Raw genomic sequence first — 24,084 nt, 5'->3', positions numbered from 1 at the left:
AAACAAATTTAATCCTTAAAACCGAGTTAAATTAAATGAACAATCACCAAACTCGAATGCAATCGGTACAATCGCCAATAATTCCAGTAGTAGGCGAACTAATCCGCCAAAATCCGGGAACAATATCATTAGGACAAGGCGTAGTTTACTACAATTCGCCCCAAGAATCATTTAACAAAATCCCCGAATTCCTCGCAAACCCCGACAATCACAAATACAAAGCCGTCGAAGGAATTCCCCAATTACAAGATGCAATAGCAGCCAAACTAAAGACAGATAACGGCATAGAAATTAACAACAAAAACTGCATTGTTGTCACCGCCGGCAGCAACATGGGATTTACCAACGCCATTCTTGCCATCACCTCGGCGGGAGACGAAATTATTATCCAATCACCTTATTATTTCAACCACGAAATGGCAGCAATCATGGCAAATTGCCGCCCAGTCATAGTAGAAACCGACGCTAACTATCAACTCGATATCGATGCGATCAAAAAAGCAATTACTCACAAAACGCGAGCAATTGTCACCATTTCACCCAACAACCCAACAGGCGTAGTTTATGATTTTGAATCACTGCGCGAAGTAAACGAAATTTGCCGCCAGCACAACATTTATCACATCAGCGACGAAGCTTATGAATATTTCACCTATAACGGCGTTAAACACTGTTCTCCCGCAGCTTTTCCCCACAGCAGCGAACATACAATTTCCCTGTTTAGCCTTTCTAAAGCCTACGGTTTTGCGAGTTGGCGCATCGGGTATATGGTAATCCCAGAACATTTGCTGGTTTCCGTGAGAAAGATTCAGGATACTATCTTAATTTGTCCGCCGGTAATTTCTCAATATGCAGCCTTGGGAGCCTTGCAAGTTGGTAGAGCTTACTGCGATAATTATGTAAGCGCGATCGCATCCGTGCGACAACTCGTATTAAACGAACTCAATACCATCCAAAATCTGTGTACAATTTCCCCAGCCTGCGGAGCTTTCTACTTTTTCTTAAAAGTTGACACAGAACTCGATACAATGGAATTAGTAGAACAATTAATTCGCGAATATCGCGTAGCAGTGCTTCCCGGTACAACTTTCGGCATGGATAGCGGCTGCTATTTGCGCGTTGCTTACGGTGCTCTGGAAACTGAAACAGCGGCCGCAGGAATTAGCAGGTTGGTCAAAGGTTTAAAGGCAATTTTAAACAAGTAAAATAGGATGTAAAAAATGGTTACAACTAATTTAATAACAGATAAAAATATTAAAATGTTACCCGCTGCTAAGCTTAAAGACTTGCGCGAGTTGATGGCAAGTTACGACTTAGATTGCTATTTAATTCCAGCGGTTGACGAACACTTAAATTTATCAGTTCCAGCAGCCAAGCAGCGGCGAGCTTGGATTTCCGGTTTTACTGGTTCGGCCGGCGATTTGTTGGTTGGGAAAGATGCTGCTTGGTTGTTTGTGGATTCCCGCTATTACGAACAAGCGGAATTGCAAGTGGATGCTGCACTGATTCAAATATCGAAACTCGGCTTAGAAGGAAATTTAAGTTTAATTGAAACCTTAGAAAAAATCGCGGTAGAATCTGCCCAAAAGTCAACTAAAATTAGATTTGGTTTTGACCCGTTTACTGTCGCGACAGAGCAATATCAAAACTGGATCAGAAAATTTGCAACTGCTGGAATTGAACTCGTAGCGATATCGGAGAATTTAGCAGACAAAGTTCGACAAACTACAGAAATTTTACCCGCAATTGACGAATCTCCGATATTTAGTTTACCAGTATCTCTGACGGGAGAAACCGCTGCTCAAAAGTTAGTCCGAGTCAGGGAAGCGATGCAAACTGCAAACATCGACGTGCTACCAATTAGCAACCTGAATCAAATAGCGTGGCTGTTCAATCTCCGAGGTTCGGATATTCCCCACATTCCGATTTTTATATCCTATGCGATTGTCACCGCAGATGCTGCGTTTTTGTTTACCAATCTCGATCGCATTTCAGCAGAAATCAAGCAAGAATTGTCGCCTGCTGTAACTGTGCTTCCCTATGCAGACTATCCGTCAATCTTAGAATCGTGCGTCAATTTGCCGAATAAAGTTCGGGTGCTATTAGACTCGAAGCACAGCACAGCAGGCACGTACAAGTTGATTTTAGGTCAACAAACAACTGAAAATAAGATTGAAATAGTTTTTGCTCCGAATCCGGTGGAAGGGATGAAAGCTCGGAAAAATCCTGTGGAAATCGAGCAGATGAAATCAGCCAATTTTAAGGCAAGTCGAGCGAAAGTTCTGACTTTAATGTGGTTGACAGAGCAGCTAGAAAGTGGTAAGGTTTTGACTGAGTTTGATGTTAAAGAAAGCATCGAAAGTTTTTATCAGCAAGAAACGGATTTTCAGACTTTAACGTTTAGAACGATCGCCGGTGCGGGTGCAAATAGCTCGATCGTACATTACGGAACCCCAAGCCCCGAAATCACCTTAAAACCCGGAGAATTGCTGCTGCTGGACTCAGGCGCGCAGTATTTAGCAGGAACAACCGACGATACGAGAACCATGATTGTCGGGGAACCGACGGCGCTGCAAATCGAACACTACACAACCGTCTTAATCGCGCATATCAACTGTGCGCTGCAGCAATTTCCCAAAGGTACAACCGGATCGCAATTAGATGCGATCGCCCGTGCGGTATTATGGCAACAACAGCTAGACTACGGACACGGCACCGGGCACGGAGTCGGCGCATTTTTAGCCGGTCACGAAGGCCCCAACGGTATCAGCAAATTTGTCCAATATCCCCTAGAAGCGGGAATGGTAACAAGTATCGAACCGGGATATTACGAACCGGGATGGGGCGGAATTCGCCTCGAAAATCTCTATGTTGTCAGGGAAATGCCGTCAAAAAACGCTACGGTTTGGTACGGATTTGAACCGCTGACGTATATTCCGTTTGAGCAAAAATTGATAAATGTCGATCGGCTGTCAACAACTCAACTACAATGGTTGAACAACTATCACGCCTCCGTAATCGAGAAACTCTCACCCGTACTCAATGCAGCAACAATTGAATGGTTGAAAACCGCCTGCGCTGCGTTAGGTAAAATTCAATAGGTTCAGTTAAGCCAGATCCCCCTTAAAAAGGCGGGAAAATAGCTGCATCAAAGTCAACCCCTACTCCCCTTTTTCAGGAAAATTTAGGGGGATTTCCGAGCAAGAAATAGTCCTCTCCCCAGCCTATTGGATTATAAATCCACCTTAAGCAAACGTCTTTTCAATCCAGAGCGACTGCTATATTTATTATGCAGTTCTTGAAGCCGTGTTAAAAACTTAATTTGCTGCTTTTGATAATCCGCCAAATCTCGCAGTTTTAAAAGTAACGGCACTACTTGGTCGTAAGAGTTAGAAGTTCCTTTTTGAATAAGAGCGTCTATCTCTTCCCAAGCAGCCGTTTCTCGCTTAGCCAAAGCTTCTAAATCTCTGATTCGTGCAGCTTTAGCTTCCTGTTCTATTCTGTATTCTTCCTTTTTTTCTTCCTTTTTTGCGCTTGCTAAAAGCTGACGAATTGTTCGTTTGCCGGGATTTTGCTCTTGCCTAACTTCTATCATTCCTGATAATTTCTTACCCAACTCAATAGAGAGATTAGATTCTCCTTTAAGTAACCGCAGTAAAAAAGTATCGACTTCAGAACGTTCAAGTTTTTTGATAGCTTTTTTGATGCTACTTTCGGGAATTGAATCTTTAGTAACACTCGCACTGATTGCAGTTTTCAGTAGATGCTCATCCACTTCAAAAATATCGATAAAAGCCTGTAACGATGAAGAGAACTTACCGAAATTAGGAGGAACAGGTGGCTCTAGTCCTTCTCGATCATCATTTTCATCATCGTCCTTTTCATCATCATCATCTCGCTCATCTTCATCTTCGTCGAATTCATCAAGATAGGTAATCCCTTTCAGCCAAGCCAAATAAAGTAAACGATAATCTCCCTGCAAAATTTCCTGGCGCAAACCTATCAAAGAGGATAAATTTCCTTCTCCCTCTATCCACCCATCAAAACCTCCTTCCTCGTTAATAGAAATCTCTAAAATGACAAAATTATTAATTTCCGAAACCTCAACTATATCTTCAACGCAATATTGCCGCATCAGTTCGATATCAATCAAACCTTTGGGAAAACGAAACATTAGCTGTAACGATCCCCAATTAGCTATGTAAAACATAGCATCGAAATATTTGATTAATAATTGTTTTTCTTGGCCCGGTAAGTCTCCATAGTTATAAACAAAAATAGCTCTACTAGAGCTGATTTGCGCGCGACTAGAGAGTTGGCTGAGTGCTTCTTGTTCGGATTGAGTCAAACGTCGATCGACGCTTTGAAACTCGTAATATTGATATTCGCTCATTTTGGGTTATTGCAAGTACATAGAAGAGATCTTAAAGGCTTCTTCAGGTGTACCGTAGAAACTGCCATTTCTGAACATACAAGGCTCGTATTTTTCACTGCTATAGGCGTAAAACCCCAGACTCCAAGCTTCTTCATCACTAAAGTAACGCAGCCGACACAGGTGAAGGGGGGTATTTCGCCTTCGTTCTAAATATTCTTCACGAGATATGCGAAGCTCTTTGCTCGGAAAATCTACGGGGACATCAGGTTCTGTATAGGCATCAATGTAACAAAACTGACTGCGAAAGCGGATGCCTAGGCGAGTGTACTTACCAGCGTAGTTAGCAGCAGCATAATCTAGAATACGCTGCTTCACCCGTTCTTGAACTGCCGGAGGGATTTTAACTCCGCCTGAATGTGGATCTTTTACCCAAGGGGACATTTCGCTGCTCCGCTACAGTGCTGACAAATTTAGTTTAGAATAGCTTGCTCACCTTAGCTGCTAACATTTAATCAAACTTGATAATCAGATGTTCAAGTTGGCGATCGCCAGATTCAATATAGCTCTAAATATTTCTATTTTTAGAAAAAAGATTACGTTAATAATCAAAATTGCTGAGGCGGGTGACAAGCGTATGAAGAGTTGATCGCCCACGATGCAAAAAAATAAAGGCTAGAAGTTTTATCTAGCCTTTATTTCATTAAATAAGCTGGTGACAAGACTCGAACTTGCGACAGGCTGATTACAAATCAGCTACTCTACCAACTGAGTTACACCAGCAGTGAAACTTAATATAGCAAACTTATAGTCATTAGCGCAACCCCCCCAGCCATTTTTTTTTCAAATTCGCCCAAAACCCCTGCCCGCAAGGACAAAACCGAAATTATCGTCTTTTGAGCGCAGCCACACCTCAGAAACCGGGTTTCTTCCGATATTTCTCGTTACTCAACCCTATTTGTCGCAGAAACCCGGTTTCTCGCCCCGGTAGGTAAATGTTGTTGAACTTCTCGCCGCGACAGGGCGGACTCCCAGCCACAGCAGATCGTCTAAACTACTGACTAATGACTAATGACTAATGACTATTGGTTAATTTACCGAAGCCAACAGCCCACTGCCAACAAACAACTGCCAACTGCCAACAAACAACTGACTAATGACTAATCGCAGCGCCAAATCTTAATTGTCTCATCCGCGCTGCCGCTGGCTAGCAAATTGCCCGAAGGTGCGATCGCCACCGAGTATACAGTACCCGAATGTCCCTTAAGAGTGCTCAATAGCTCCCCCGTATGCAAATTCCAAAGATTAATCGTATTATCATCGCAGCCACTAGCCAAAGTCAAACCGTCCCGACTGATAGCAACCGAATCGCCCCTACTTACATAATTCTGCAAAATATGTAGCGCCTCATTCATCCCTAAATTCGCTACACCCTTTCCCCTTGCAGAATGAGAATTGAAAATTCGCAACAAACTGCCCGTATGCAAATTCCGCAGCTTAATCGTATAATCATTGCTGACGCTAGCGAGAATTTGACCATCCGGCGCGATCGCCACAGAATTCACCCCCACATTCACCCCCGAAAGAGTCCGCAGCAACTTACCGCTTTCCACATCCCAAACCTTGCTAGTCGCATCCGAACTACCGCTCGCCAATATCTTACCATCCGGGCTAAAAACCACCGCATTCACATTGTTAGAATGACCCCTCAAAGTCCGCAGCAACTCACCAGTCCGCAAATTCCAAAGCTTAATCGTATTATCTGCCCCGCCGCAGCTAGCAATTATCTGCCCCTTCGGGTTAATCGCCACCGAATTCACTTCCATAGAATGTCCCGGAAAAGTACACAACAAATCGCCGTTGTACAAATTCCAAAACTTAATTGTTTCATCCGAACTGCCGCTGACCAACATTTTTCCGTCATAGCTAATAGCAACAGAATTTACGCGATCGGAATGTCCCGTCAAAGTACCAATTAATTCCCCTTTTTCTAAATTCCAAATCTTAATAGTTTTATCCCAACTACCGCTAGCCAGAATTTTACTATCAGGACTAATCGCCAGAGAATTCACAAACGATGAATGTCCCGGCAACGTATATACGCACCGCCATTTCAGATTTTTTAATTGGTGAACTAATTCCTTCGCTCGTTTAGATGCCTCCTCAGTTTCCTCTCTGTGCTTGAGTTCCTGATCCTCCAAACGCTTCCTTTCTGCCCTAGCTTTCGCCTCTCGCAGCGCCAACCGCCGCATCTCTCCTTTATAGACTATTCGCTGCTGTTCCTGAATTTCTTTAAGAGTTTCAATATACGGTTGAGCCCAATCTTTAGAAAACCATTCTTGAGTAAATTCCGCCTCTAATTTGAATAGCTGAGGTTCGTGGGTAAAATCAATATTTAAATAATACAAATCCGCTAAAAAAGCCGCTAATAACTTGTGAATTGTGACAATTATTTGCCGAATAATCCGCAGGCTCACCTTTTCATCTTTGCCCTCAGCTTCCAACTGCTGATAAACCTCTTCCCAATTCCAAGGGTGCATCGCCACTAGAGAAACGCTCTGATTGATGATTCCCCAAAAACCAAGATGAAAATTGACTTCATAATCGCTGATATCGCTGTACAATATAGCTGTCGGCACGGGAGACAAAACAGTCTGCAACCGCTCCACATCAATATCAGAAATCGCCTTTTTAAAATAGTCTCCGTAAAATTGAACCGGACAAGATTCTCCGTGATGGGGGTAGTGCTGATTCAAAAAAGATCTCAACTTAGCCGGCAGCTCGATATTTAGATTGTTGCGAAACGAATCCGGGCAATCTTGGCTAATTTTTGCGGGAGCAACCAACAGCAGCAATCGGTGCTGTTGCTGCTGCAAAATCTGTTCGGTTTCCTGTCTGCTCAAATTAGAAAACCAGTTGTCTTTGTCCCAAATAGTTTGAATTTCGCTCAGCTTAACTCGAATTGCTTCTGATTGAAACTCCCGCATTAACTCGCGGCAAAGCCGGCTAATCGCCCGCTTATCTCTCAATTCTTGTGCCTTAACTCGATTGGCGCGTTCTTCCTTTACCCATTCTTCTTCTATGCTGGCGATCGCGATTAATTCTTGTTCGCGGCTGTGCTGTCGCTGCAAATATTTCACTTGTGCTTTAATCCAGCGGGGGTCTTTTTTGATTTGCTGGTTCAAAGCCGAAGAAGCAGCCGAAGGCTCAATTTCTGCATAGCGTTCGTTAACAGCGCTTGCTCCCAATCTTTCTCCCAATTCGCTAGCTACAGGCTTCAACAGTTCAATTATCGTGTCTGAGAGGGGGCGGGGTAAGGACATATCAGTCAAAACTTTTTTAACTCAAGGGCGATCGCGCGAGTGAGGCATATTCGCCAAGGCTGGACTCTTACCGCGATCGCGCTTATTTGGGAGAGCAGCCAGCGCATCCGTAAGGCGTATCGTGCAGGCTTAGCACCTTGACTCAATCATGGTATTTATACGGTTTACATTTTACCGCGAATCTGAGTCAAAACCACCGAGCGTAAGACTTGAGAATAGTCGATCGACCCCGAATTCCCCCAATTCATTTTTTTTGTTGCTATTTTTACTTGCGCCTGTTTATAATCGTACTTCACAAACATAATTACGGTATTCCGACCCAAAAACCGTAGTTTCCCTATAGGAACCAATAGAATGAGCCACCAGCAACACCCAACTCAACAATTTCACCGATCGCCACAGCCACCAGCAGCCAAAAATCGATCGTTGACTTCACTCAAAAGATTCCTGTCCCTATTTTTAGTAGGAATAACTTTAAGTCTGGCCGTTGTATCCTGCCAGCAGGGAACCCCCAGCAACCCCGCAGCCACTGGCGGTGCTAACCCAGCAGCCAACAAAGGCAACATAGAACTAACCCTCGTTTCCTTCGCCGTCACCAAAGCCGCCCACGAAGCGATAATTCCCAAATTTGTAGAACAGTGGCAAAAAGAAAAAGGGCAAACCGTCAGCTTCAACCAAAGCTACGGCGGTTCAGGTTCCCAAACCCGAGCCGTAATTGACGGATTAGAAGCCGACATCGTACACCTAGCCCTCGCCCTCGACACCGCCAAAATCGAAAAAGCCGGACTCATTGCGCCCGGGTGGGAAAAAGAAGTGCCCAACGAAGGCATCGTCAGCAAATCCGTAGCCGGAATCGTCACCCGCGAAGGCAATCCCAAAAACATCAAAAATTGGGAAGACTTAGCCAAAGACGGAGTGAAATTGATTACCGCCGATCCCAAAACATCAGGCGTGGCTCGCTGGAATTTCCTAGCACTTTGGGGCTCAGTTGTCAAAACCGGAGGAGACGAAACCAAAGCATTAGATTTTACGAGCAAAGTCTACAAAAACGTTCCCATCCTGACCAAAGATGCCCGCGAAGCCACCGACGTATTTTTCAAACAAGGCCAAGGTGACGCCTTAATTAACTACGAAAACGAGATTATTCTGGCAGGTCAGAAAGGCGAAAAACCGACTTATACTATTCCCGACGTGAATGTGTCGATCGACAATCCGATCGCCATCGTGGATAAAAACGTGGACAAACACGGCACCCGCGAAGTCGCCGAAGCATTTGTCAAGTTTCTCTACACCCCAGAAGCCCAGCGAGAATTTGCTAAAGCAGGTTTTCGGCCCATAGATGCCACGGTAGCCAAAGAACCCGAATTTGCCCAAAAATATCCCCCCGTCAAAACCCTATTTACAGCTCAAGACTTAGGAGGTTGGGGAGAAATTCAGAAGCAATTCTTTGATGACGGAGCAGCTTTTGACAAAATCCAAGGTTCAATTAAACGCTAAGCAAATCAGAATTTACTCGTTTCCAGGCTCTGCCTGGAAACGCATATCCAGAGGCTCTGCCTCCCTGTAAAGCTTTCCGATCTTCCTCACTTGCTGTTTCGTCAAAAAGCAAGGCAGAGCCTTGAGATCGGCATTCCCAGGCTCTGCCTGGAAGCAAGTAAATAAGCGTTCATCTGCGGTTAAAAATTACCCTATGACAGTATCATCTCCAGCAACCAACCCTCAATCTGCGATCGCCAACATCAAAAGAGCGATCGGCAAAATCACCCTACCTTGGGGAATCACCATAGGCTACCTCAGCCTCATGCTATTTCTCCCAGTCACAGCCATGCTGGTAAAAGCCAGCACAGCAAACCCCGCCGAATTTTGGAAAATTGCCACCAGCCCGATCGCCCTTTCCGCCTACAACGTCACGTTTTTTACCGCATTAATTGCCGCATTAATTAACGGAGTATTCGGCACATTAATTGCCTGGGTATTAGTCCGCTACGACTTTCCCTTAAAACGGATTGTCGATGCAGCAGTAGATTTACCCTTTGCATTGCCGACATCAGTCGCAGGTTTAACCCTCGCCACAGTTTACAGCGATAACGGCTGGATCGGCGGGCTGTTTGCACCGTTAGGAATCAAGATTTCATTCACTCGCTTAGGCGTAGGCGTAGCCATGATATTTATTTCCTTACCATTCATCGTGCGGACTGTACAGCCAGTTTTAAACGAAATGGAAAAAGACATCGAAGAAGCAGCTTGGTGCTTGGGTGCTTCTCAATTTCAAACCTTCTGGCGAGTAGTTTTGCCGCCACTGTTTCCGTCAATTTTAACCGGAGTTGCCCTCGGATTTTCGCGAGCGGTGGGCGAGTACGGTTCTACTGTAATAGTAGCTTCTAATATACCGTTTAAAGATTTAATCGCCCCGGTCTTAATTTTCCAGCGATTAGAGCAGTACGACTATGCAGGAGCCACGGTGATTGGCACTTTCATGTTAGGTATTTCCCTGACAATGTTATTCGCTATAAATTTCTTACAATCATGGAGAAGACGCTATGACGGCTAATCTTAATTTATCGAAAGAGTACAACTTTCCACCAGGTGGTTCAGCTCGGAAAAAAGAAAAAACTTGGGTAAAACCAACTTTGATCGGAATTGCGATCGTCTATCTCGGCCTCATCTTATTTGTTCCAGCTCTCAACGTTTTTTACCAAGCTTTCAAAAAGGGAGTAGATCCGTTTTTGAGCAACTTAACCTCACCAGATTTTCTGTCAGCAGCACAACTCACCCTGCTGATTACTCTGATTGTTGTACCTGTAAATACGGTATTCGGTTTGTGTGCAGCTTGGGTTATCGGCCGCAACAAATTTCCGGGACGCACACTCTTAATCAGCATTTTAGACGTACCATTTGCCGTATCTCCCGTAGTAGCAGGTTTAATGATTGTACTGCTTTACGGTCGCTTGGGATGGTTCGGCCCGTTGCTGGAGAGTGCCGGAATTAAGGTTATCTTTGCTTTCCCCGGAATGGTACTAGCAACTGCTTTTGTCACTTTACCTTTTGTCGCCCGCGAAGTAATTCCTGTTTTGGAAGAAGTGGGAACCGATCAAGAAGAAGCGGCGAAAACGTTAGGAGCAAATGATTGGCAAATCTTCTGGAATGTCACGCTACCGAACATTCGTTGGGGCTTACTTTACGGAGTAATTTTGACCAATGCTAGAGCGATGGGAGAATTTGGAGCCGTCTCTGTGGTGTCGGGAAATATTGCTAAAAAAACCCAAACTTTGCCTTTATTTGTAGAAGATGCTTACAAGCAATATGCGACGCAATCGGCTTTTTCTGCGGCGGTAGTTCTCGGATTGTTAGCAGTTGTTACTCTCGTGCTTCAGGAGGTTTTGGAAAAGAAAACTAGCATTAAGGAGGTTGAGTAATCAAATATAATGATGTGTTTTTGCGATCGCCAACCAATCGCAACTCTCAGTAAATGTAGGTGCACACTACGCACCTTACCTCGGAAATAAACATTAGGAGCCTCAAATGTTAAGCCAGAATAATAGCGATTTTCAATTTGAATCGATCGACAATTTTCACAAAACCAAAGAATCAGATATCCCCCACGCTGATTCACGAGACACCAGATTAACTCAAACCCGCATTCGGATTCGTGTTCCTAAAGAATATCATCAGGAACCTGTTATTTCTAACCTGATTTCGCAATACGGTTTGACGGTGAATTTTAATGCGGCTTTGTTGGGTGTCAAAACTTCGGATGACGGTTGGTTTGATTTGGAACTTAACGGTACAAGTCAACAGATTGAAAGTGCTCTGTTTTATCTCAACGATTTAGATGTGGAAATATGGAGCAATTCCAATCATCCCGATCAAGAAACTTGGTAAAGGTTTGTAGTGGGGACTTGAGTCCTCATAAAACTAGAACTGTGGGTTCTCACTACAAACCAATTTTATCGCCGTTGTTCGATCGCGCATCCATATCTTTCAGCCGCAAAAAATTATGGTAACATCACTTTACAGCTAATCGCCGTGACTGATGAATCTTGACTAACAAACAAATATCGATCGCCCTCAGTTAATTATTAGATTGACAATTTTTATCAAATTTGGTATAGTTCCTATCTCGGGAAAATCCAAAAATAGCACGCCGCTCTTTTCCAAGATTTTTGTAACAGCCGGAACAATATCCCCGTTTAAAACTTCTAAACAATCAAACTAAGTCATTTTATGCTGGCAAAGCATAAAATAAAGTTTTTGTCAATATCTATTTGATTGATAAAAATTAAGGGCTATCCTGTTAGTTGGCGCAGTCCCCGTAGAGGCGGGCTTCGCTAACGATAGACACCAGCGCAGGAAAAAGCTCGATCGCTGGTGTGCGGGGTTTGTGATATGAATTTGATGTGTGCGTGTACCAGAGGAATTTAAGCGTGGAATTTTATAAAGAACCGAAACACCAGATAGTTTTTGCAGATTCACAAGTTACAGATTGGGCAAGTTTAACAGAAACTGTAAATCCAGATACAGAAGTTATTATTCTCAAGGGCGATCGGGACGGCATCGAGCAAATCGCTGAAACACTCAAACAGTGGCAAAACATTGCAGCCGTCCACATTTTGTCTCACGGCGCAGCAGCCAGCTTGCAACTGGGAACCACAGAACTCAATCTCAACAATATTGAAAGCTACCGCAATTATTTAGAAACATGGTTTGCTTTACCAGCGGCCTCGGCAACCTCGAACTATTCAACTACAGCTAAACCCGAAATTCTGCTTTACGGTTGCAACGTTGCCGCCACAGAAGCCGGTGTGGCCTTCGTAGAAAGGCTGAGCCAGCTAACCGGGGCGGAAGTTGCGGCTTCGGATAACTTGACCGGTAGTGCAGCCCTCGGTGGAGACTGGGAACTCGAAGTGACTACGGGGAAGATCGAGACGGCATTGGCATTTTCCCAAGAAGCGAGAGAAGCTTATAGTGGGGTGCTAGCTGACTTAAACCAGAGTGCTGGCGACTTTGGCGCACTGCAAAATGCCATCAATGTTGCCAACATCAATGCTGGGATTGACACAATTACCCTGACTGCGGATATCACCCTCGCGGGGCTGCTGCCAAAAATTAGTGACAACACCAATATCATTGGCGGAGGTTTTGCCATCAGGGGCGGTAGTAATTTCCGCGCCTTCGTAGTTGATAGCGGTGCAAACCCAGTCAACATCTCCAACCTCACCATTGATTCTGCAAGAGCATTAGGTGGCAACGCACCAGTTGGTGGTGGTGGCGGCGCTGGTGGTTTAGGCGGCGCACTTTTTATCAATACTGGCAGCGTAATTGTTGACAGAGTGACTTTCTCGAACAACCAGGCGATCGGCGGTAACGGTACTCTTGGCAGCGGTGGCGTTGGTGGCAACAGCGACTTAAACACTGGTGTTGCTGGTGGCACTCCTGGTGCGGCCGGGATCGGTGGTGTTGGTGGTGTTCCTAATGGCGTTGGCGGCACTGGTGGCACCGCTGGAAATGGTAGCCCTGGCTTCCCTGGTGGCACTGGTGGCATTGGTGGTACTGGTGGTACTGGTGGAGCCACCGCCGGCAGTGGTGGGCCTGGCAGTCCTGGTGGGATTGGCGGTGCCGGAATCTTCGGCGGCGGTGGTGGTGGCGGTGGTGCTGGCGGTGCTGGCGGTGCTGCTGCTGGTCCTCCTGGTGTTGCTGGTGCTGCTGGCCTGGGCGGTGCTGGTGGTGCTGGCGGTGTTGGCGGCGGTGGCGGTGCTGGCGGTGCTGGCGGTGCTGGTGGTGTTGGCGGTGCTGGTGGCTTGGGCGGTGGCGGTGGTGCTGGTAGCACTGGTGGTGCTGGCGGTGTTGGCGGCGGTGCTGGTAGCACTACCGCAGGTGGTGGCGGTGCTGGTTTGGGTGGTGCGATTTTTGTCGGTGGCGGCAGCTTGACCTTGACCAACAGCACCTTGTATAGCAATACAGTCACGGGTGGAAATGCTGGTGATGCTACCGCAGGTGCGGGTACAGCGGCAGGCGGTGCAATTTTCGTTAACTTAGGTGCAGCAGCTACGCTGACTAACAACACGATCGCCTATAACTCTGCTACAGCGGCTACTGTTGGCGCACCGGCTAGTCTGATTGCTAGATCCGGAGGAATTGACAACGGTGGTACTGTCACGGTCAAGAATACGATCGTCGCTGGCAACACTGCTGCTACCAACACCGATGTTACAGGAGCATTCACAGGGAACAACAACCTGATTGGAGTTATCACCGGGAGTACAGGTTTTGCGGCTACTGAGCAATTAGCAGTTCCTATCGCAAATGTATTAGCACCAGCCGCCGCTGCCGCACTAAACGGCGCAACAGCCGGGCCTTTGACCCTTGCCCTAGTTGACAATAGCCCCGTAACTACCAGCAGCAACCCTGCCATTGGTGGAGGCGACCCAACCACAACGGCAGTGGGCGCTACTACTTTCGACCAACGCGGCGCTGGTTTCCCTCGCAAAATTGACAATACTCTCGTTGCCAAACCCAATGTTGACATCGGTGCTTACGAGTACGGGCCAGTTGTTCAGGGTCAGAAATTCAACGATCTCAACGGCGACGGCGTTAAAGCTGCGACAGATCCAGGTTTAGGTGGATGGACTATTACCGCAGGAACTAAGACTGCTGTTAGCTCTGCGGTTGCTGCAACTTTGGGTCAATACACCCTCACCGATACTAAGGCAAATACTGCGATCGCAGAAACACCACAAGCCACTTGGACGCAAACTTCCCCTACCACTGTGCCTACCATTGGTACTACGGATCTCTTTGGTACCACCGCCGTCAACTTCGGCAACTTCCAGGACATGACCATCAGTGGTCTGAAATTTAATGACCTCAACGGCAACGGTACTCAAGATGCAGGGGATGTGGCAGTAGCTGGGGTTACGCTTAATTTAACCAATTCCGTCACAGGGGCTGCGATCGGAACACCAGCCACCACAGATGCCACTGGTGCTTACACTTTCACAGGATTGAAGCCCCTTGCAGGTGGTGCTCTCTACCGTGTCCGGGAAACGGTGCCCACAGGTTCCACACAAACCACAACCGATCCCGCCGACATCACTCCCGAAAGCGGCGCAACGATAACTAATGCTACCGTTGCGGGCCTCAACTTCGGTAACTTCCAAAACATCACCGTCAGCGGCACCAAATTCACCGACCTCACAGGCGACGGCTTCTCTGCCGACGATACCCCCCTCAACGGCACTACCGTTCGCTTGTTGAAGGATACTAACAATAACAGCACTTTAGATACCGGCGATACCGAAGTCGCCAGTCAAGTTACCGGGACAGCGCCTGCGGCTGCTGGCACTTATAGCTTTACCAACGTTGGCATCGGTCGGTACTTTGTGAGAGAAGATGTGCCGATCGGTTTCTCACAAACCGCCGGCCCGGCTTCTTATACAATTAACACCGTTAGTAATACGCCGATCGCAGGTCAAAACTTCGGCAACTTCCAGTTCGGTAAAATCAGCGGGATCAAATTTAACGACCTCAACAAAAATGGCGTGCAAGATGCGCCAGCAGAAGAACCCCTAGGAGGCTGGACAATTTACTTGGATGCCAACGACAACGGCGTGCAAGAACAAGTAGCAGCAGAAACAGGCACCAACGCCACCGTTACCGATGCCGCCGGTAAGTACGAGTTCACCAACTTACCAGCCGGCACTTATACAGTGCGGGAAGTTGGACAAACCGGCTGGACGCAAACTGTGCCGCCCGCCGACGCAGCCACGCCTACCCTTTCCGGGGCATTTAAGATCGCAGTCACCAGCGGCACCGACTCCCAAAACAACAACTTCGGCAACTTCAAGCCCAACTCAATTAGCGGGCTGAAATTCAACGACGCCAACAATAGTGGCTTTAAAGACCCCGAGGAAACAGGACTGCCCAACTGGCAAATATTCCTCGATACCAACGGCAATGACACCCTTGACACCGGCGAACCAAACACCCTCACCGATGCCACCGGTAACTACAAATTCCTCGATTTGTCAGCAGGAACCTACAAGGTGCGGGAAGTCTCGCAGCCTACTTGGACGCAAGCTACCCCCGATCCGGCCGACATCACTGTCGTCAGCGGTCAAGACATCGCTAATATCAACTTCGGTAACTTCAAGTCGAGCACCATCAGCGGTCAAAAATTCAATGATGCCAACAACAATGGCCTTAAGGATGCCGGAGAACTGGGGCTGCAAAACTGGCAAATATTCCTCGACAGTATCAATCCCGATGGCATATTTGAACAGGGCGAACCGACTACCATCACTGATGCCCTAGGCAACTACACTCTCAAAGACATACCCGCAGGCACTTTCCAGGTAAGGGAAGTACCGCAAACCGGCTGGACGCAGACGACGCCTAACCCCGCCCCGATTACGGTGGCTGGTGGAGATGCGATCGCGGGCATTGACTTCGGCAACTTCCTGCCGGAACCGGGCACGATCCGAGGTCTGAAGTTCCGAGATAGCAACAACAATGGCACTCAGGAAGCCGGAGAACCGGGTTTACCCAATTTCCAAATTCAGTTAACTAAGGTCGTACCTCCAACCCCAGGAGCTCCTGCTGCGCCTGCTGTTACTACTACTACCGACAACAGCGGCAACTACTTGTTCGCGAACCTAACGCCGGGAACCTACAGCGTCCGGGAAGTCAACCAAACTGGTTTCACCCAAAGCACGCCCAACCCAGCCGACATCACGCTGACTTCGGGTGCTATTGTCAGTGGCATCAACTTCGGGAACTTCCCGACACCGACACCAACACCGACACCGACTCCGACACCTGCGCCGATACCTGTACCGACACCGGCACCGGCACCTGCGCCGACACCTGTACCGACACCAGCACCGACACCGGCACCGACACCTGCGCCGACACCTGCGCCGACACCTGTACCGACACCAACGCCGACACCGGCACCGGCACCGGTACCGACACCTTCACCTGTACCGACAGATTTGGTTTGCCCTGCAGACTTCCCCAGAAACCCTATTTCTAATCAGTTCGGCAATTCTTCTGGGGGTAATGTCATCAACGGCCCTAACGGCGACGATACGATCGTCGGTACGGCCAACAGTGACTCGATCTTCGGATTGGGCGGCAACGATTTGATTTTTGGCCAACAGGGCGGCGACTACATCAATGGCAATACGGGTAACGATACTGTCTACGGTGGCATCGATAACGACACTCTCTTTGGCGGTAAAGGCTTTGACCTGATTTTTGGCGATCGCTCGAATGATACGATTTACGGCAATCGCGGCAACGACTCGCTCAGCGGCGACGAAGGCGATGACCTATTGTACGGTGGCAAAGCCGATGACGTAATGTTGGGAGGCGCTGGCGACGACGTGCTATTTGGCGATGAGGGCAATGACACTCTCTGCGGCAACGACGGTAACAATACCTTAATTGGCGGCAACGGTGATGATTTGCTCTTTGGTGGCACCGGCGATGACTTGCTCTTTGGAGGTATTGGCAACGATACCCTCGTCGGCGGATCTGGCCGCAATGGTTTTATCTTGGCAGACGGCGCGGGAATTGATACTATTTTCAACTTCACCGCAGGAGTTGATTCACTTGTGTTGGTGGGAGGCTTGGACTTCAATCAACTGTCAATTACCGAAAATAATGGCTCAAGTGCGATCGGGCTTGCTAACAGCGACCAGATTTTAGCTGTAGTGGCGGGCGTACTTCCGACACAGCTATCGGCGAGCAGTTTTAGCTTGCTGGTTTAGTCAGCAGTCCCCAGCACGCAGGGGTTTCAACTTAAGCAGGCTCAAAGACTAAAGTCTTTGAGCCTGCTTAAGTCCACGCTTTGTGGACTTTGAGTTTGAGGTAGCAGTTGAAACCCCTGCTTTCCCTGCGGGTTTGAGGTTTAATATCCTGTGCGATCGATTAACCGCGCGCAGGTTCGTAGTGCGGACTTCAGTCCGCATCTCAAAAAAGCCGCGCACCTTACCCAGACAATTGGAAGTAGGGAAACGAAATTCCGTTCCCATTCTGCGGTCAAATTTGTTCCAGATACTCCAGCAAGTCAGCCATTTCTTGCGGGCTAGGCTGAAACTGCGGCATTGGTGGAGTTCGCCCGCTGGTGACTTGGCGGATCAGCTCGAATTCGGATTTGCGCTCGGACACTCGGTGCAAGTTAGGCCCGACTTGACTGTCTGCAACCGATATGTGACACCCGGCACAGTTCATTTGAAAGATGGCTGAACCCTGAAGCTGGTTGCCAGTCAGCGACAGTACGCTTTTGACGTAGGGATCGGCGACTTGAAACTGACGAATTGTCATACTCGCCAATATGATGGCAAGCAACACCGCGATCGCAAATATGGCAAGTCGCTCGATCGGGTTCTTAATTTCATTCCTGGCAAGTTGGTGATTCAAAGGATTTCAATTTAAAAATTGTATCTACAAGAAAATTTATTTCTCATAACATAGCTTAATCCTTCCCAGCGGGGAGATCAAGCCTTAAGAACGCTTGAAGGGCGTTTTTGCGAAAATTCATCTGTATAAGTGCTGGTAATATTAAAAATAGGTTGTTAAATCTTAACGTTAAGGAGCTCTCATGGTAGAACCGCTACTTTCAGGTATTGTTCTGGGTCTAATCTTTGTTACTCTGTCGGGGCTGTTTTTTGCTGCATATCAGCAGTACAAGCGCGGCGATCAGTTGGGTATCAACAAGTAAAAGGGGCCTATAGTGCCTCGGTGAAGCGAGGGGGAGAGGGGGAGATTGGGAGAGGGGGAGATTGGGAGATTGGGAGATTGGGAGATTGGGAGAGGGGGAGATTGGAAAAATCTTCCTGCTTCCCTCTTCCTTCTTCCCTCTTCCCTCTCCCGTCTTCCTTCTTCCCTCTCCCTATCCCGTCTTCGCTCTCCCGTCTTCCTTCTTCCCTCTTCCCTCTTCCTGATGACGTTGTACGGAAAGCTCGGAGGCGACAGCACTAATGACTAATGACTAATGACTAATGACTGATGACTAATGACTAATGACTTCTTCCCTCTTCCTTCTTCCCTCTTCCCTCTTCCCTCTTCCTTCGTCAAAGATATCGATCGAGAATAGCAGCAGTTTCCCGGCCTGTCTTTTCCCAGCTAAATTGTTTTGCTCTGGCCAAACCGAGTTGCCGCAAGTGCGATCGAGCTTTGGCATCCGTTACAAGCTCTTGCATAGCAGAGGCTATTTCCTGGACGCTGTAGGGATTGACTAACAGTGCGCCGTCCCCCGCGACTTCTGGCATCGAAGATAGGTTAGAGGTGATAACAGGAGTGCCACAGGCCATTGCTTCGAGTACGGGGAGGCCGAATCCTTCCCAAAGACTGGGGAATAGCAGGGCGATCGCCCGATTGATGACTTTGGGCAAATCAGCCGCCGGGAGATAATCTAGAAATTTTACTCGATCGAACAATCCCAATTCTTGAACCTGCGCCTTCAGCAGCGGCGTATAGCGCCGATCTTCGGAACCTGTTATCCACAATTCGTACTCGGAATTCTTGGGTAAAGCTGCAAACGCTGATACAACTCGCTGCACGTTTTTATGGGGATTGTGGCGGCCCATATAAAGAAAATAATTGCTTGTTGGTAAGTCTAGAAACTTAAAAAAACTCGCATCATAGCCGGGAAAAATTCGCGAAATCAAAGAACTGGGAATCTTGCAAAAATTCATGAGATCGTTGGCCGTCGATTCGGAATCGCAGATGATATGTTCAGCCTGTCGCAAAACTTGCGGAATGTAGTAGCGGTGATAAGGTGTCAGCGGATCGAAGCGGCGGGGAAATCGCAGCGCTATTAGGTCGTGTACTGTAATTATATAGCGACAGCCTGCAAATAAAGGAGCTTCGGGAATTGGAGAAAATAATAAGTTAGATTTTAGCTGTTTGTAAATTTTTGGTAGTTGGGTTTGTGTCCACAGCAATCGATTGATGTGTCCTCTGCTTCCTTGTTCGGGTGTGAGGTTGGCGGGAATTTCGTAGCAGTTATTGTTGGGAAAGTTCTGGGCTGTAAGTAAGGTGGGATTGAGAGAATTTAGGTGGGGAAATAGGTTTTTGGCGTAGATGGCTAAGCCTGTTGGTTGGGAAATTAGGAAGGAAAGGTTGATTAGCAGGTTGGATTGGGGATTGGACATGGGATAATATTTAGATTGCGGTTTTGTGGTGGGATTTTTTTTATTTAACCGCAGAGGGCGCAGAGGGCGCAGAGAGGGAGGTTTTAGAGATATTTTTGTAAGATGTTGGCGGTTGCTTCTCCGGTTTTATGCCAGCTAAATTGATTTGCTCGTGCTAAGCTAGCAGTTTTTAAGTTCGATCGCACTTTTGAATCTGTGGCTACTGTTTGCATGGCGCGGGCAATTTCTCCGATGCTGTAAGGATTGACTAATAATGCCGCATCTCCGGCTACTTCCGGCATTGATGACAGGTTGGAAGTGATGACGGGTGTACCGCAAGCCATTGCTTCCAAAATTGGCAAGCCGAATCCTTCCCAAAGTGTGGGAAATACGAGGGCGATCGCCTGATTCATTAGTACGGGCAATTGAGAATAGGCAACGTAACCGAGAAACTTTACTGAAGATTGTAAACCCAATTCTTCAACTTGGGCGATCGACTGCGCTGTGTAGGCGTTGGGAGGCCCCGCCAGCCACAATTCATAGTTTGTGCGATCGGCTAAACTCGCAAATGCAGCAATTAATCTTTCTAAGTTTTTGTAAGGATCGTGTCTGCCGGTATAAAGAAAATAATTTTTAGCTGGCAAGTCGAGATATCTAAAATTAATATTATCGCAAGCTAGGGGAATTGCGGTCATTTTTTGACGCGGAATATGGTAAAAATTAGCAACATCCGCCGCCGTTGCTTCAGAATCACAAATAATGTGTTCCGCTTGTCGCAAAACCTGCGGTATGTAGTAGCGAAAATAAGCCGTCAAGCGAGAAAATTTTTGGGGAAACCGCAAAGGAATTAAATCATGTACCGTAACAATGTAGCGGCATTTTGAATATAAAGGTGCTTCGGGAATTGGCGAAAAAATTAGGCTTGACTGCAATTTATTATAAATTTGGGGCAATTTAAATTGAGTCCACAGCAGCCTGTTAATTTGTCCTTTCGGGCCGCGATTCGGTGTCAGAGTTTCGGGGATTTGATAGCAACTATAATTATCAATTTGCTGGGAAGCGAGTAATGTTGGTTCTAGCTGTTGCAATTGCGGAAAAAGATTGGCTGCATAAGTCCCGATTCCTGTAGGTTCGGGAGTTAAAAAAGACAAATTGATTAACAGTGAATTAGACATGATTTTAGATATCCGGCGACTGGAAGTCGCGACTACACATACAAAGTCCGCAGCAGAGGAGGACTGAAGAAAATGCTAATAAAATCGACTTTGATATTTGTTTTATGCAAGAGAACTTGAGCTTTGAGTCAGGAATTAAAAACCCCTGGCGGATTTTTTAATTAGCCTTTAAGGTCGATCGAGCATTTGAGCAATATCAGCAGGATTTGGCAGCCGAATTGTAGCATATTCTTGGTGAATAATCTCAAAAAAACTATTGACTTTTTTCTCAAAACCTGCAAGTCTAAAGTTCTGACTGCGCTGCTGTGCACCAGCTTGAAGTTCAGCTAACAAATCGGGATTAACAATTAGTTGATGCGAATGCTGGCAAAGTTCCTCAACGGTATTGAACAAAAAGCCCGATCGCCCGTGTTCGACAATTTCCACTTGGCCACCACCAGCAAAGACGATCGGAGCACAACAGTTTTGCATTGCTTCCACAGTCGCCATCCCGAAATGTTCAAACCTTTGAGGATTCACTTCACCCAAACCGCAGCCGTGCCAAAAAATGCTCGCTTTAGCATAAAGCAATTTTACCTCCTCAAAAGAAGCATTAACTTTGAGTTCGATCGCCCTTGAATCTTGCCTCAATAAATTTTGAACCGTCTTTAAATAAGGATTTTTGGGAATGCTGCTACCAGCTAAAATCAGCCGCCATCCTTGAAGTCGATCGGGATAATCTGCTAGCAAACTGCGGAAAGCTTTAATTAGTTCAATTTGCTTTTTTGTTCCCCCAGCTTCAAACTGTCCCACAGCTAAAATGACCTTTTCTTTCGCCACTTTCACCGTTGCCATTTCCACGGGCGGATAAAGTAAAAAAGTTGGCTGCAAGTTCCAGCGTTTTTCCAGCCACTTGACAGTAAATTGACTGTTAGCAATAATAAAAGTGTAGTCATCCACAGCAAAGTGACGGTTGTGAAAAACATTGGGAAAGTGGCAAAAAAATATTGATATCGGCGATAGCGGTTTCACTTTTTCTAATTGGTTAGCATTGATAAAAATATCGTAATTTTTGCTTTCTCTGGAAATTTCATCAAAGGGATTGTCCATGTCCTCCACGATGATGCTGGAATCGATACACTGCATTCCGCGTTTGTCGTAAAACTGCAACGGAATAAGTTTAATTTTGCATCGAGAAAGATTCAGCCCGTACCAGGATTCTAAGTCGGAAACAGCAACGGGTTTGTTGGCGATGAAGGTAATATCAAATTCATTTTGCAGCAACGAGGCGATGGTAGCGACGTATTTTTGGCCGCCGCCGATAAAATGGAGTCCGTGATCGTAAATGGCGATCGACATTTTGCGATCGCCCCGAACCACCTCTAATCGAGGTAAAATGCGATCGACCTTGCTGCGGCTGTAAATCACCGCCAACTTTTCCAACAACTGCGGCAGTACATTTGCGATGATTTCCGGTTTCTGATAATCTAGCAGTTTTTTAATCGCCACAAACAAACTCTCGAACAGCAAATTGTACTGTTTGTTAGAAAAAAAATCTGAAGTATGAATCGCCTTAACTAATTGCAAAGGTTCGTGTTTCGCCAAATACAAAAACCGATTGCGGTTGCAGAAATACTCAGTCAGCTTGCTACCTTTACTCGAACCCCGATACTCGTGATGGGCGATAGCTGCGGGAACATAAAGCATTTTCCAACCCAGTTTGGAGCAGCGTTTCGCAAACTCTACATCCTCAAAATACATCACAAAATCTTCATCAATCGACCCCACATCTTCTAGACATTCCCTGCGAAAAAGCACCGCCGCCCAACAAAGTCCCTCGACTTCCCCTTCTGTATCGTACTGTCCCGAATCTTTCTCGCCAAAACCGATATCTTGCCAATAAAACTCAGGTAATTGCTGAATTCCCGCGCTGTTAATTCGCCCGTCTTTAAACAACAATTTACCGCTTGCAGCGCCGACTTTATCGTCAGTTTCTAGCCGTTTTACTAATATTTCCAACCAGTGACTGTCAAGGGTTGCATCATTATTTAAAAAGGCGATATATTCCCCTTGTGCTTCGCCGATTCCGAGGTTGAGAGCTTTGGCGAAGTTGTTCGCGGAATTAACAAATATCCGAACTTTAGGAAACAGTTCGCGCAAAGCATTAACCGAATCGTCTTGAGAACAGTTATCAATTACAATTAAATCAAGTTGTTCTTCTGGATAGGTAAGTTTTTGTAGAGATTTCAAGCAATCTTTAGTGTGGCGCAGATTGTTATAATTGACTATAATCAACGAGCATATGGGCAGTACAGTCATTCGATTTTAGATTCTTAGATTTTAGATTGAAGATTTTAGATTGAAGAATTGCTGGCGCGAATAAACCCTGAGCCTTGTTACCAAATTATTTGGGGTCATTTTTGATATTTGATGGCGATCGATCGCGCAATTGAGCGGTAATCATCTCTAAAATAGCAGTATGTTGCTGCTGCACTGCTTTAATTTCCTCTATTTCTGACTGAAAATTGGCGATCGCCTGTTGTTGAGTCTCAAGCTGTGCTTTAACTTCGGGAAAACAGCCACTGAACTCTGATACAATTTTTTTCTCTAGAGTTTGTTGATTTTCTTGCAATTTTTGCAACTGTCTGCTCAACGTTTGCACCACGCGGGTATTAGCAAAATTGTAAATTACTTGTCGTTCTAGTACCGGCCTGAGCAATTTTCGGACGATTTTCCTAACGGCTATGACTGCGGAACCCAATTGCCTTTGGTAAGAAGTAATGGGGACGTTGTAAATGTCGAAACCAGTCTTCAAAAGCGCGATATCTTCGTCATCTTCATCTCGGGCGATCGCACTATTTTCTCTTGCAAACATCACCGAATCAGCAATACCAATTCGCGGCTCCAAAGTTTGTCGCAATTTATCTATAATTTGTTGAGTTGGTATTTCTTCGGACTTCAATCTTTCACCTCCTTAAAACCTAGGGTTCCCACTGCGAACCATCCCGCCAATGTAACACCATCCCGTGAATTTAGGCGTGCGCCGCACAGTATCCCGTGAATTATCGGTCAACCCGCGCGCAGCGCGCACCCTACAA

The 24,084-nt window shown here is 46.5% G+C and carries 17 protein-coding genes and 1 tRNA gene; 8 read left to right on the top strand and 10 right to left on the bottom strand.

Going from position 1 to position 24,084, the window contains the following annotated elements; genetic code table 11:
* The first annotated feature begins 35 nt into the window (after positions 1 to 35).
* Together QUB13_RS02600 and QUB13_RS02595 are read left to right on the top strand one after the other, a co-directional pair.
* Positions 36 to 1,205: a pyridoxal phosphate-dependent aminotransferase gene (locus tag QUB13_RS02600; RefSeq protein WP_333378642.1), complete on the top strand. Its 1,170-nt coding sequence runs from the start codon at positions 36 to 38 to the stop codon at positions 1,203 to 1,205.
* Positions 1,206 to 1,220: 15 nt separating this feature from the next.
* Complete coding sequence (locus tag QUB13_RS02595) at positions 1,221 to 3,101, top strand: aminopeptidase P family protein (RefSeq protein ID WP_333378639.1); 1,881 nt, start codon at positions 1,221 to 1,223, stop codon at positions 3,099 to 3,101.
* Between the two features lie 131 nt (positions 3,102 to 3,232).
* Here the strand turns inward: QUB13_RS02595 and QUB13_RS02590 are convergent, their stop codons facing one another.
* The 4 genes from QUB13_RS02590 to QUB13_RS02575 form a co-directional block, all read right to left on the bottom strand.
* On the bottom strand, positions 3,233 to 4,393 hold the full coding sequence (locus QUB13_RS02590) for a hypothetical protein (RefSeq protein ID WP_333378636.1): 1,161 nt from the start codon (positions 4,391 to 4,393) through the stop codon (positions 3,233 to 3,235).
* A gap of 6 nt (positions 4,394 to 4,399) precedes the next feature.
* On the bottom strand, positions 4,400 to 4,816 hold the full coding sequence (locus QUB13_RS02585) for a hypothetical protein (protein ID WP_333378633.1): 417 nt from the start codon (positions 4,814 to 4,816) through the stop codon (positions 4,400 to 4,402).
* Positions 4,817 to 5,082: 266 nt separating this feature from the next.
* Positions 5,083 to 5,155 (bottom strand) — tRNA-Thr (locus QUB13_RS02580).
* A gap of 377 nt (positions 5,156 to 5,532) precedes the next feature.
* Positions 5,533 to 7,695, bottom strand: a complete 2,163-nt coding sequence (locus QUB13_RS02575) for a serine/threonine protein kinase (RefSeq protein ID WP_333378631.1) — start codon at positions 7,693 to 7,695, stop codon at positions 5,533 to 5,535.
* 354 nt (positions 7,696 to 8,049) lie between these two features.
* Between QUB13_RS02575 and QUB13_RS02570 the strand changes: the two genes are divergently transcribed.
* The 5 genes from QUB13_RS02570 (at position 8,050) to QUB13_RS02550 (ending at position 17,465) form a co-directional block, all read left to right on the top strand.
* Complete coding sequence (locus tag QUB13_RS02570) at positions 8,050 to 9,192, top strand: sulfate ABC transporter substrate-binding protein (protein WP_333378628.1); 1,143 nt, start codon at positions 8,050 to 8,052, stop codon at positions 9,190 to 9,192.
* Positions 9,193 to 9,385: 193 nt separating this feature from the next.
* Positions 9,386 to 10,246, top strand: a complete 861-nt coding sequence (gene cysT, locus QUB13_RS02565) for a sulfate ABC transporter permease subunit CysT (protein WP_333378625.1) — start codon at positions 9,386 to 9,388, stop codon at positions 10,244 to 10,246.
* Entirely contained in the window at positions 10,236 to 11,111 is an 876-nt protein-coding gene (gene cysW, locus QUB13_RS02560) for a sulfate ABC transporter permease subunit CysW (protein ID WP_333378622.1), read from the top strand. Before cysT ends, cysW begins: the two co-directional genes overlap by 11 nt.
* 106 nt (positions 11,112 to 11,217) lie before the next feature.
* The gene (locus QUB13_RS02555; RefSeq protein WP_333378620.1) at positions 11,218 to 11,577 is read left to right on the top strand and encodes an NIL domain-containing protein; all 360 of its coding nucleotides are present in this window, start codon (positions 11,218 to 11,220) and stop codon (positions 11,575 to 11,577) included.
* A gap of 542 nt (positions 11,578 to 12,119) precedes the next feature.
* Entirely contained in the window at positions 12,120 to 17,465 is a 5,346-nt protein-coding gene (locus QUB13_RS02550) for an SdrD B-like domain-containing protein (RefSeq protein WP_333378617.1), read from the top strand.
* Between the two features lie 271 nt (positions 17,466 to 17,736).
* Here the strand turns inward: QUB13_RS02550 and QUB13_RS02545 are convergent, their stop codons facing one another.
* The gene (locus QUB13_RS02545; RefSeq protein ID WP_333378613.1) at positions 17,737 to 18,117 is read right to left on the bottom strand and encodes a cytochrome c; all 381 of its coding nucleotides are present in this window, start codon (positions 18,115 to 18,117) and stop codon (positions 17,737 to 17,739) included.
* Positions 18,118 to 18,298: 181 nt separating this feature from the next.
* On the opposite strand from QUB13_RS02545, the gene petG reads away from it, so the two are divergent.
* Positions 18,299 to 18,418, top strand: a complete 120-nt coding sequence (petG, locus tag QUB13_RS02540) for a cytochrome b6-f complex subunit V (RefSeq protein ID WP_015174208.1) — start codon at positions 18,299 to 18,301, stop codon at positions 18,416 to 18,418.
* Here the strand turns inward: petG and QUB13_RS02535 are convergent.
* The 5 genes from QUB13_RS02535 to QUB13_RS02515 all read right to left on the bottom strand — a co-directional run bounded on the left by QUB13_RS02535 (position 18,397) and on the right by QUB13_RS02515 (position 23,948).
* On the bottom strand, positions 18,397 to 18,675 hold the full coding sequence (locus QUB13_RS02535; protein WP_333378610.1) for a hypothetical protein: 279 nt from the start codon (positions 18,673 to 18,675) through the stop codon (positions 18,397 to 18,399). The two genes, petG and QUB13_RS02535, sit on opposite strands and share 22 nt — an antisense overlap.
* 95 nt (positions 18,676 to 18,770) lie before the next feature.
* A complete protein-coding gene (locus tag QUB13_RS02530) occupies positions 18,771 to 19,853 on the bottom strand; it encodes a glycosyltransferase family 4 protein (protein WP_333378607.1) in 1,083 nt (360 codons plus the stop codon).
* Positions 19,854 to 19,936: 83 nt separating this feature from the next.
* Positions 19,937 to 21,007: a glycosyltransferase family 4 protein gene (locus tag QUB13_RS02525; protein WP_333378604.1), complete on the bottom strand. Its 1,071-nt coding sequence runs from the start codon at positions 21,005 to 21,007 to the stop codon at positions 19,937 to 19,939.
* 168 nt (positions 21,008 to 21,175) lie between these two features.
* Complete coding sequence (locus tag QUB13_RS02520; protein WP_333378600.1) at positions 21,176 to 23,305, bottom strand: glycosyltransferase; 2,130 nt, start codon at positions 23,303 to 23,305, stop codon at positions 21,176 to 21,178.
* Between the two features lie 85 nt (positions 23,306 to 23,390).
* Positions 23,391 to 23,948 carry a hypothetical protein gene (locus QUB13_RS02515; protein WP_333378597.1) on the bottom strand — a complete coding sequence of 186 codons (558 nt, stop codon included), beginning with the start codon at positions 23,946 to 23,948 and terminating at the stop codon, positions 23,391 to 23,393.
* Positions 23,949 to 24,084 lie beyond the last annotated feature (136 nt).

This window comes from Microcoleus sp. B4-D4 (assembly GCF_036705185.1).
Classification (GTDB): Bacteria; Cyanobacteriota; Cyanobacteriia; order Cyanobacteriales; family Microcoleaceae; genus Microcoleus.
Note: the sequence above shows the minus strand (reverse complement) of the source record. Positions and strands in the feature narration are given on the sequence as shown.

Coding starts and splice junctions, on each gene's coding strand:
- QUB13_RS02600 (WP_333378642.1), top strand. CDS start 36: ATGAACAATCACCAAACTCGAATGCAATCGGTACAATCGCCAATAATT.
- QUB13_RS02595 (WP_333378639.1), top strand. CDS start 1,221: ATGGTTACAACTAATTTAATAACAGATAAAAATATTAAAATGTTACCC.
- QUB13_RS02590 (WP_333378636.1), bottom strand. CDS start 4,393: ATGAGCGAATATCAATATTACGAGTTTCAAAGCGTCGATCGACGTTTG.
- QUB13_RS02585 (WP_333378633.1), bottom strand. CDS start 4,816: ATGTCCCCTTGGGTAAAAGATCCACATTCAGGCGGAGTTAAAATCCCT.
- QUB13_RS02575 (WP_333378631.1), bottom strand. CDS start 7,695: ATGTCCTTACCCCGCCCCCTCTCAGACACGATAATTGAACTGTTGAAG.
- QUB13_RS02570 (WP_333378628.1), top strand. CDS start 8,050: ATGAGCCACCAGCAACACCCAACTCAACAATTTCACCGATCGCCACAG.
- cysT (WP_333378625.1), top strand. CDS start 9,386: ATGACAGTATCATCTCCAGCAACCAACCCTCAATCTGCGATCGCCAAC.
- cysW (WP_333378622.1), top strand. CDS start 10,236: ATGACGGCTAATCTTAATTTATCGAAAGAGTACAACTTTCCACCAGGT.
- QUB13_RS02555 (WP_333378620.1), top strand. CDS start 11,218: ATGTTAAGCCAGAATAATAGCGATTTTCAATTTGAATCGATCGACAAT.
- petG (WP_015174208.1), top strand. CDS start 18,299: ATGGTAGAACCGCTACTTTCAGGTATTGTTCTGGGTCTAATCTTTGTT.
- QUB13_RS02530 (WP_333378607.1), bottom strand. CDS start 19,853: ATGTCCAATCCCCAATCCAACCTGCTAATCAACCTTTCCTTCCTAATT.
- QUB13_RS02525 (WP_333378604.1), bottom strand. CDS start 21,007: ATGTCTAATTCACTGTTAATCAATTTGTCTTTTTTAACTCCCGAACCT.
- QUB13_RS02520 (WP_333378600.1), bottom strand. CDS start 23,305: ATGACTGTACTGCCCATATGCTCGTTGATTATAGTCAATTATAACAAT.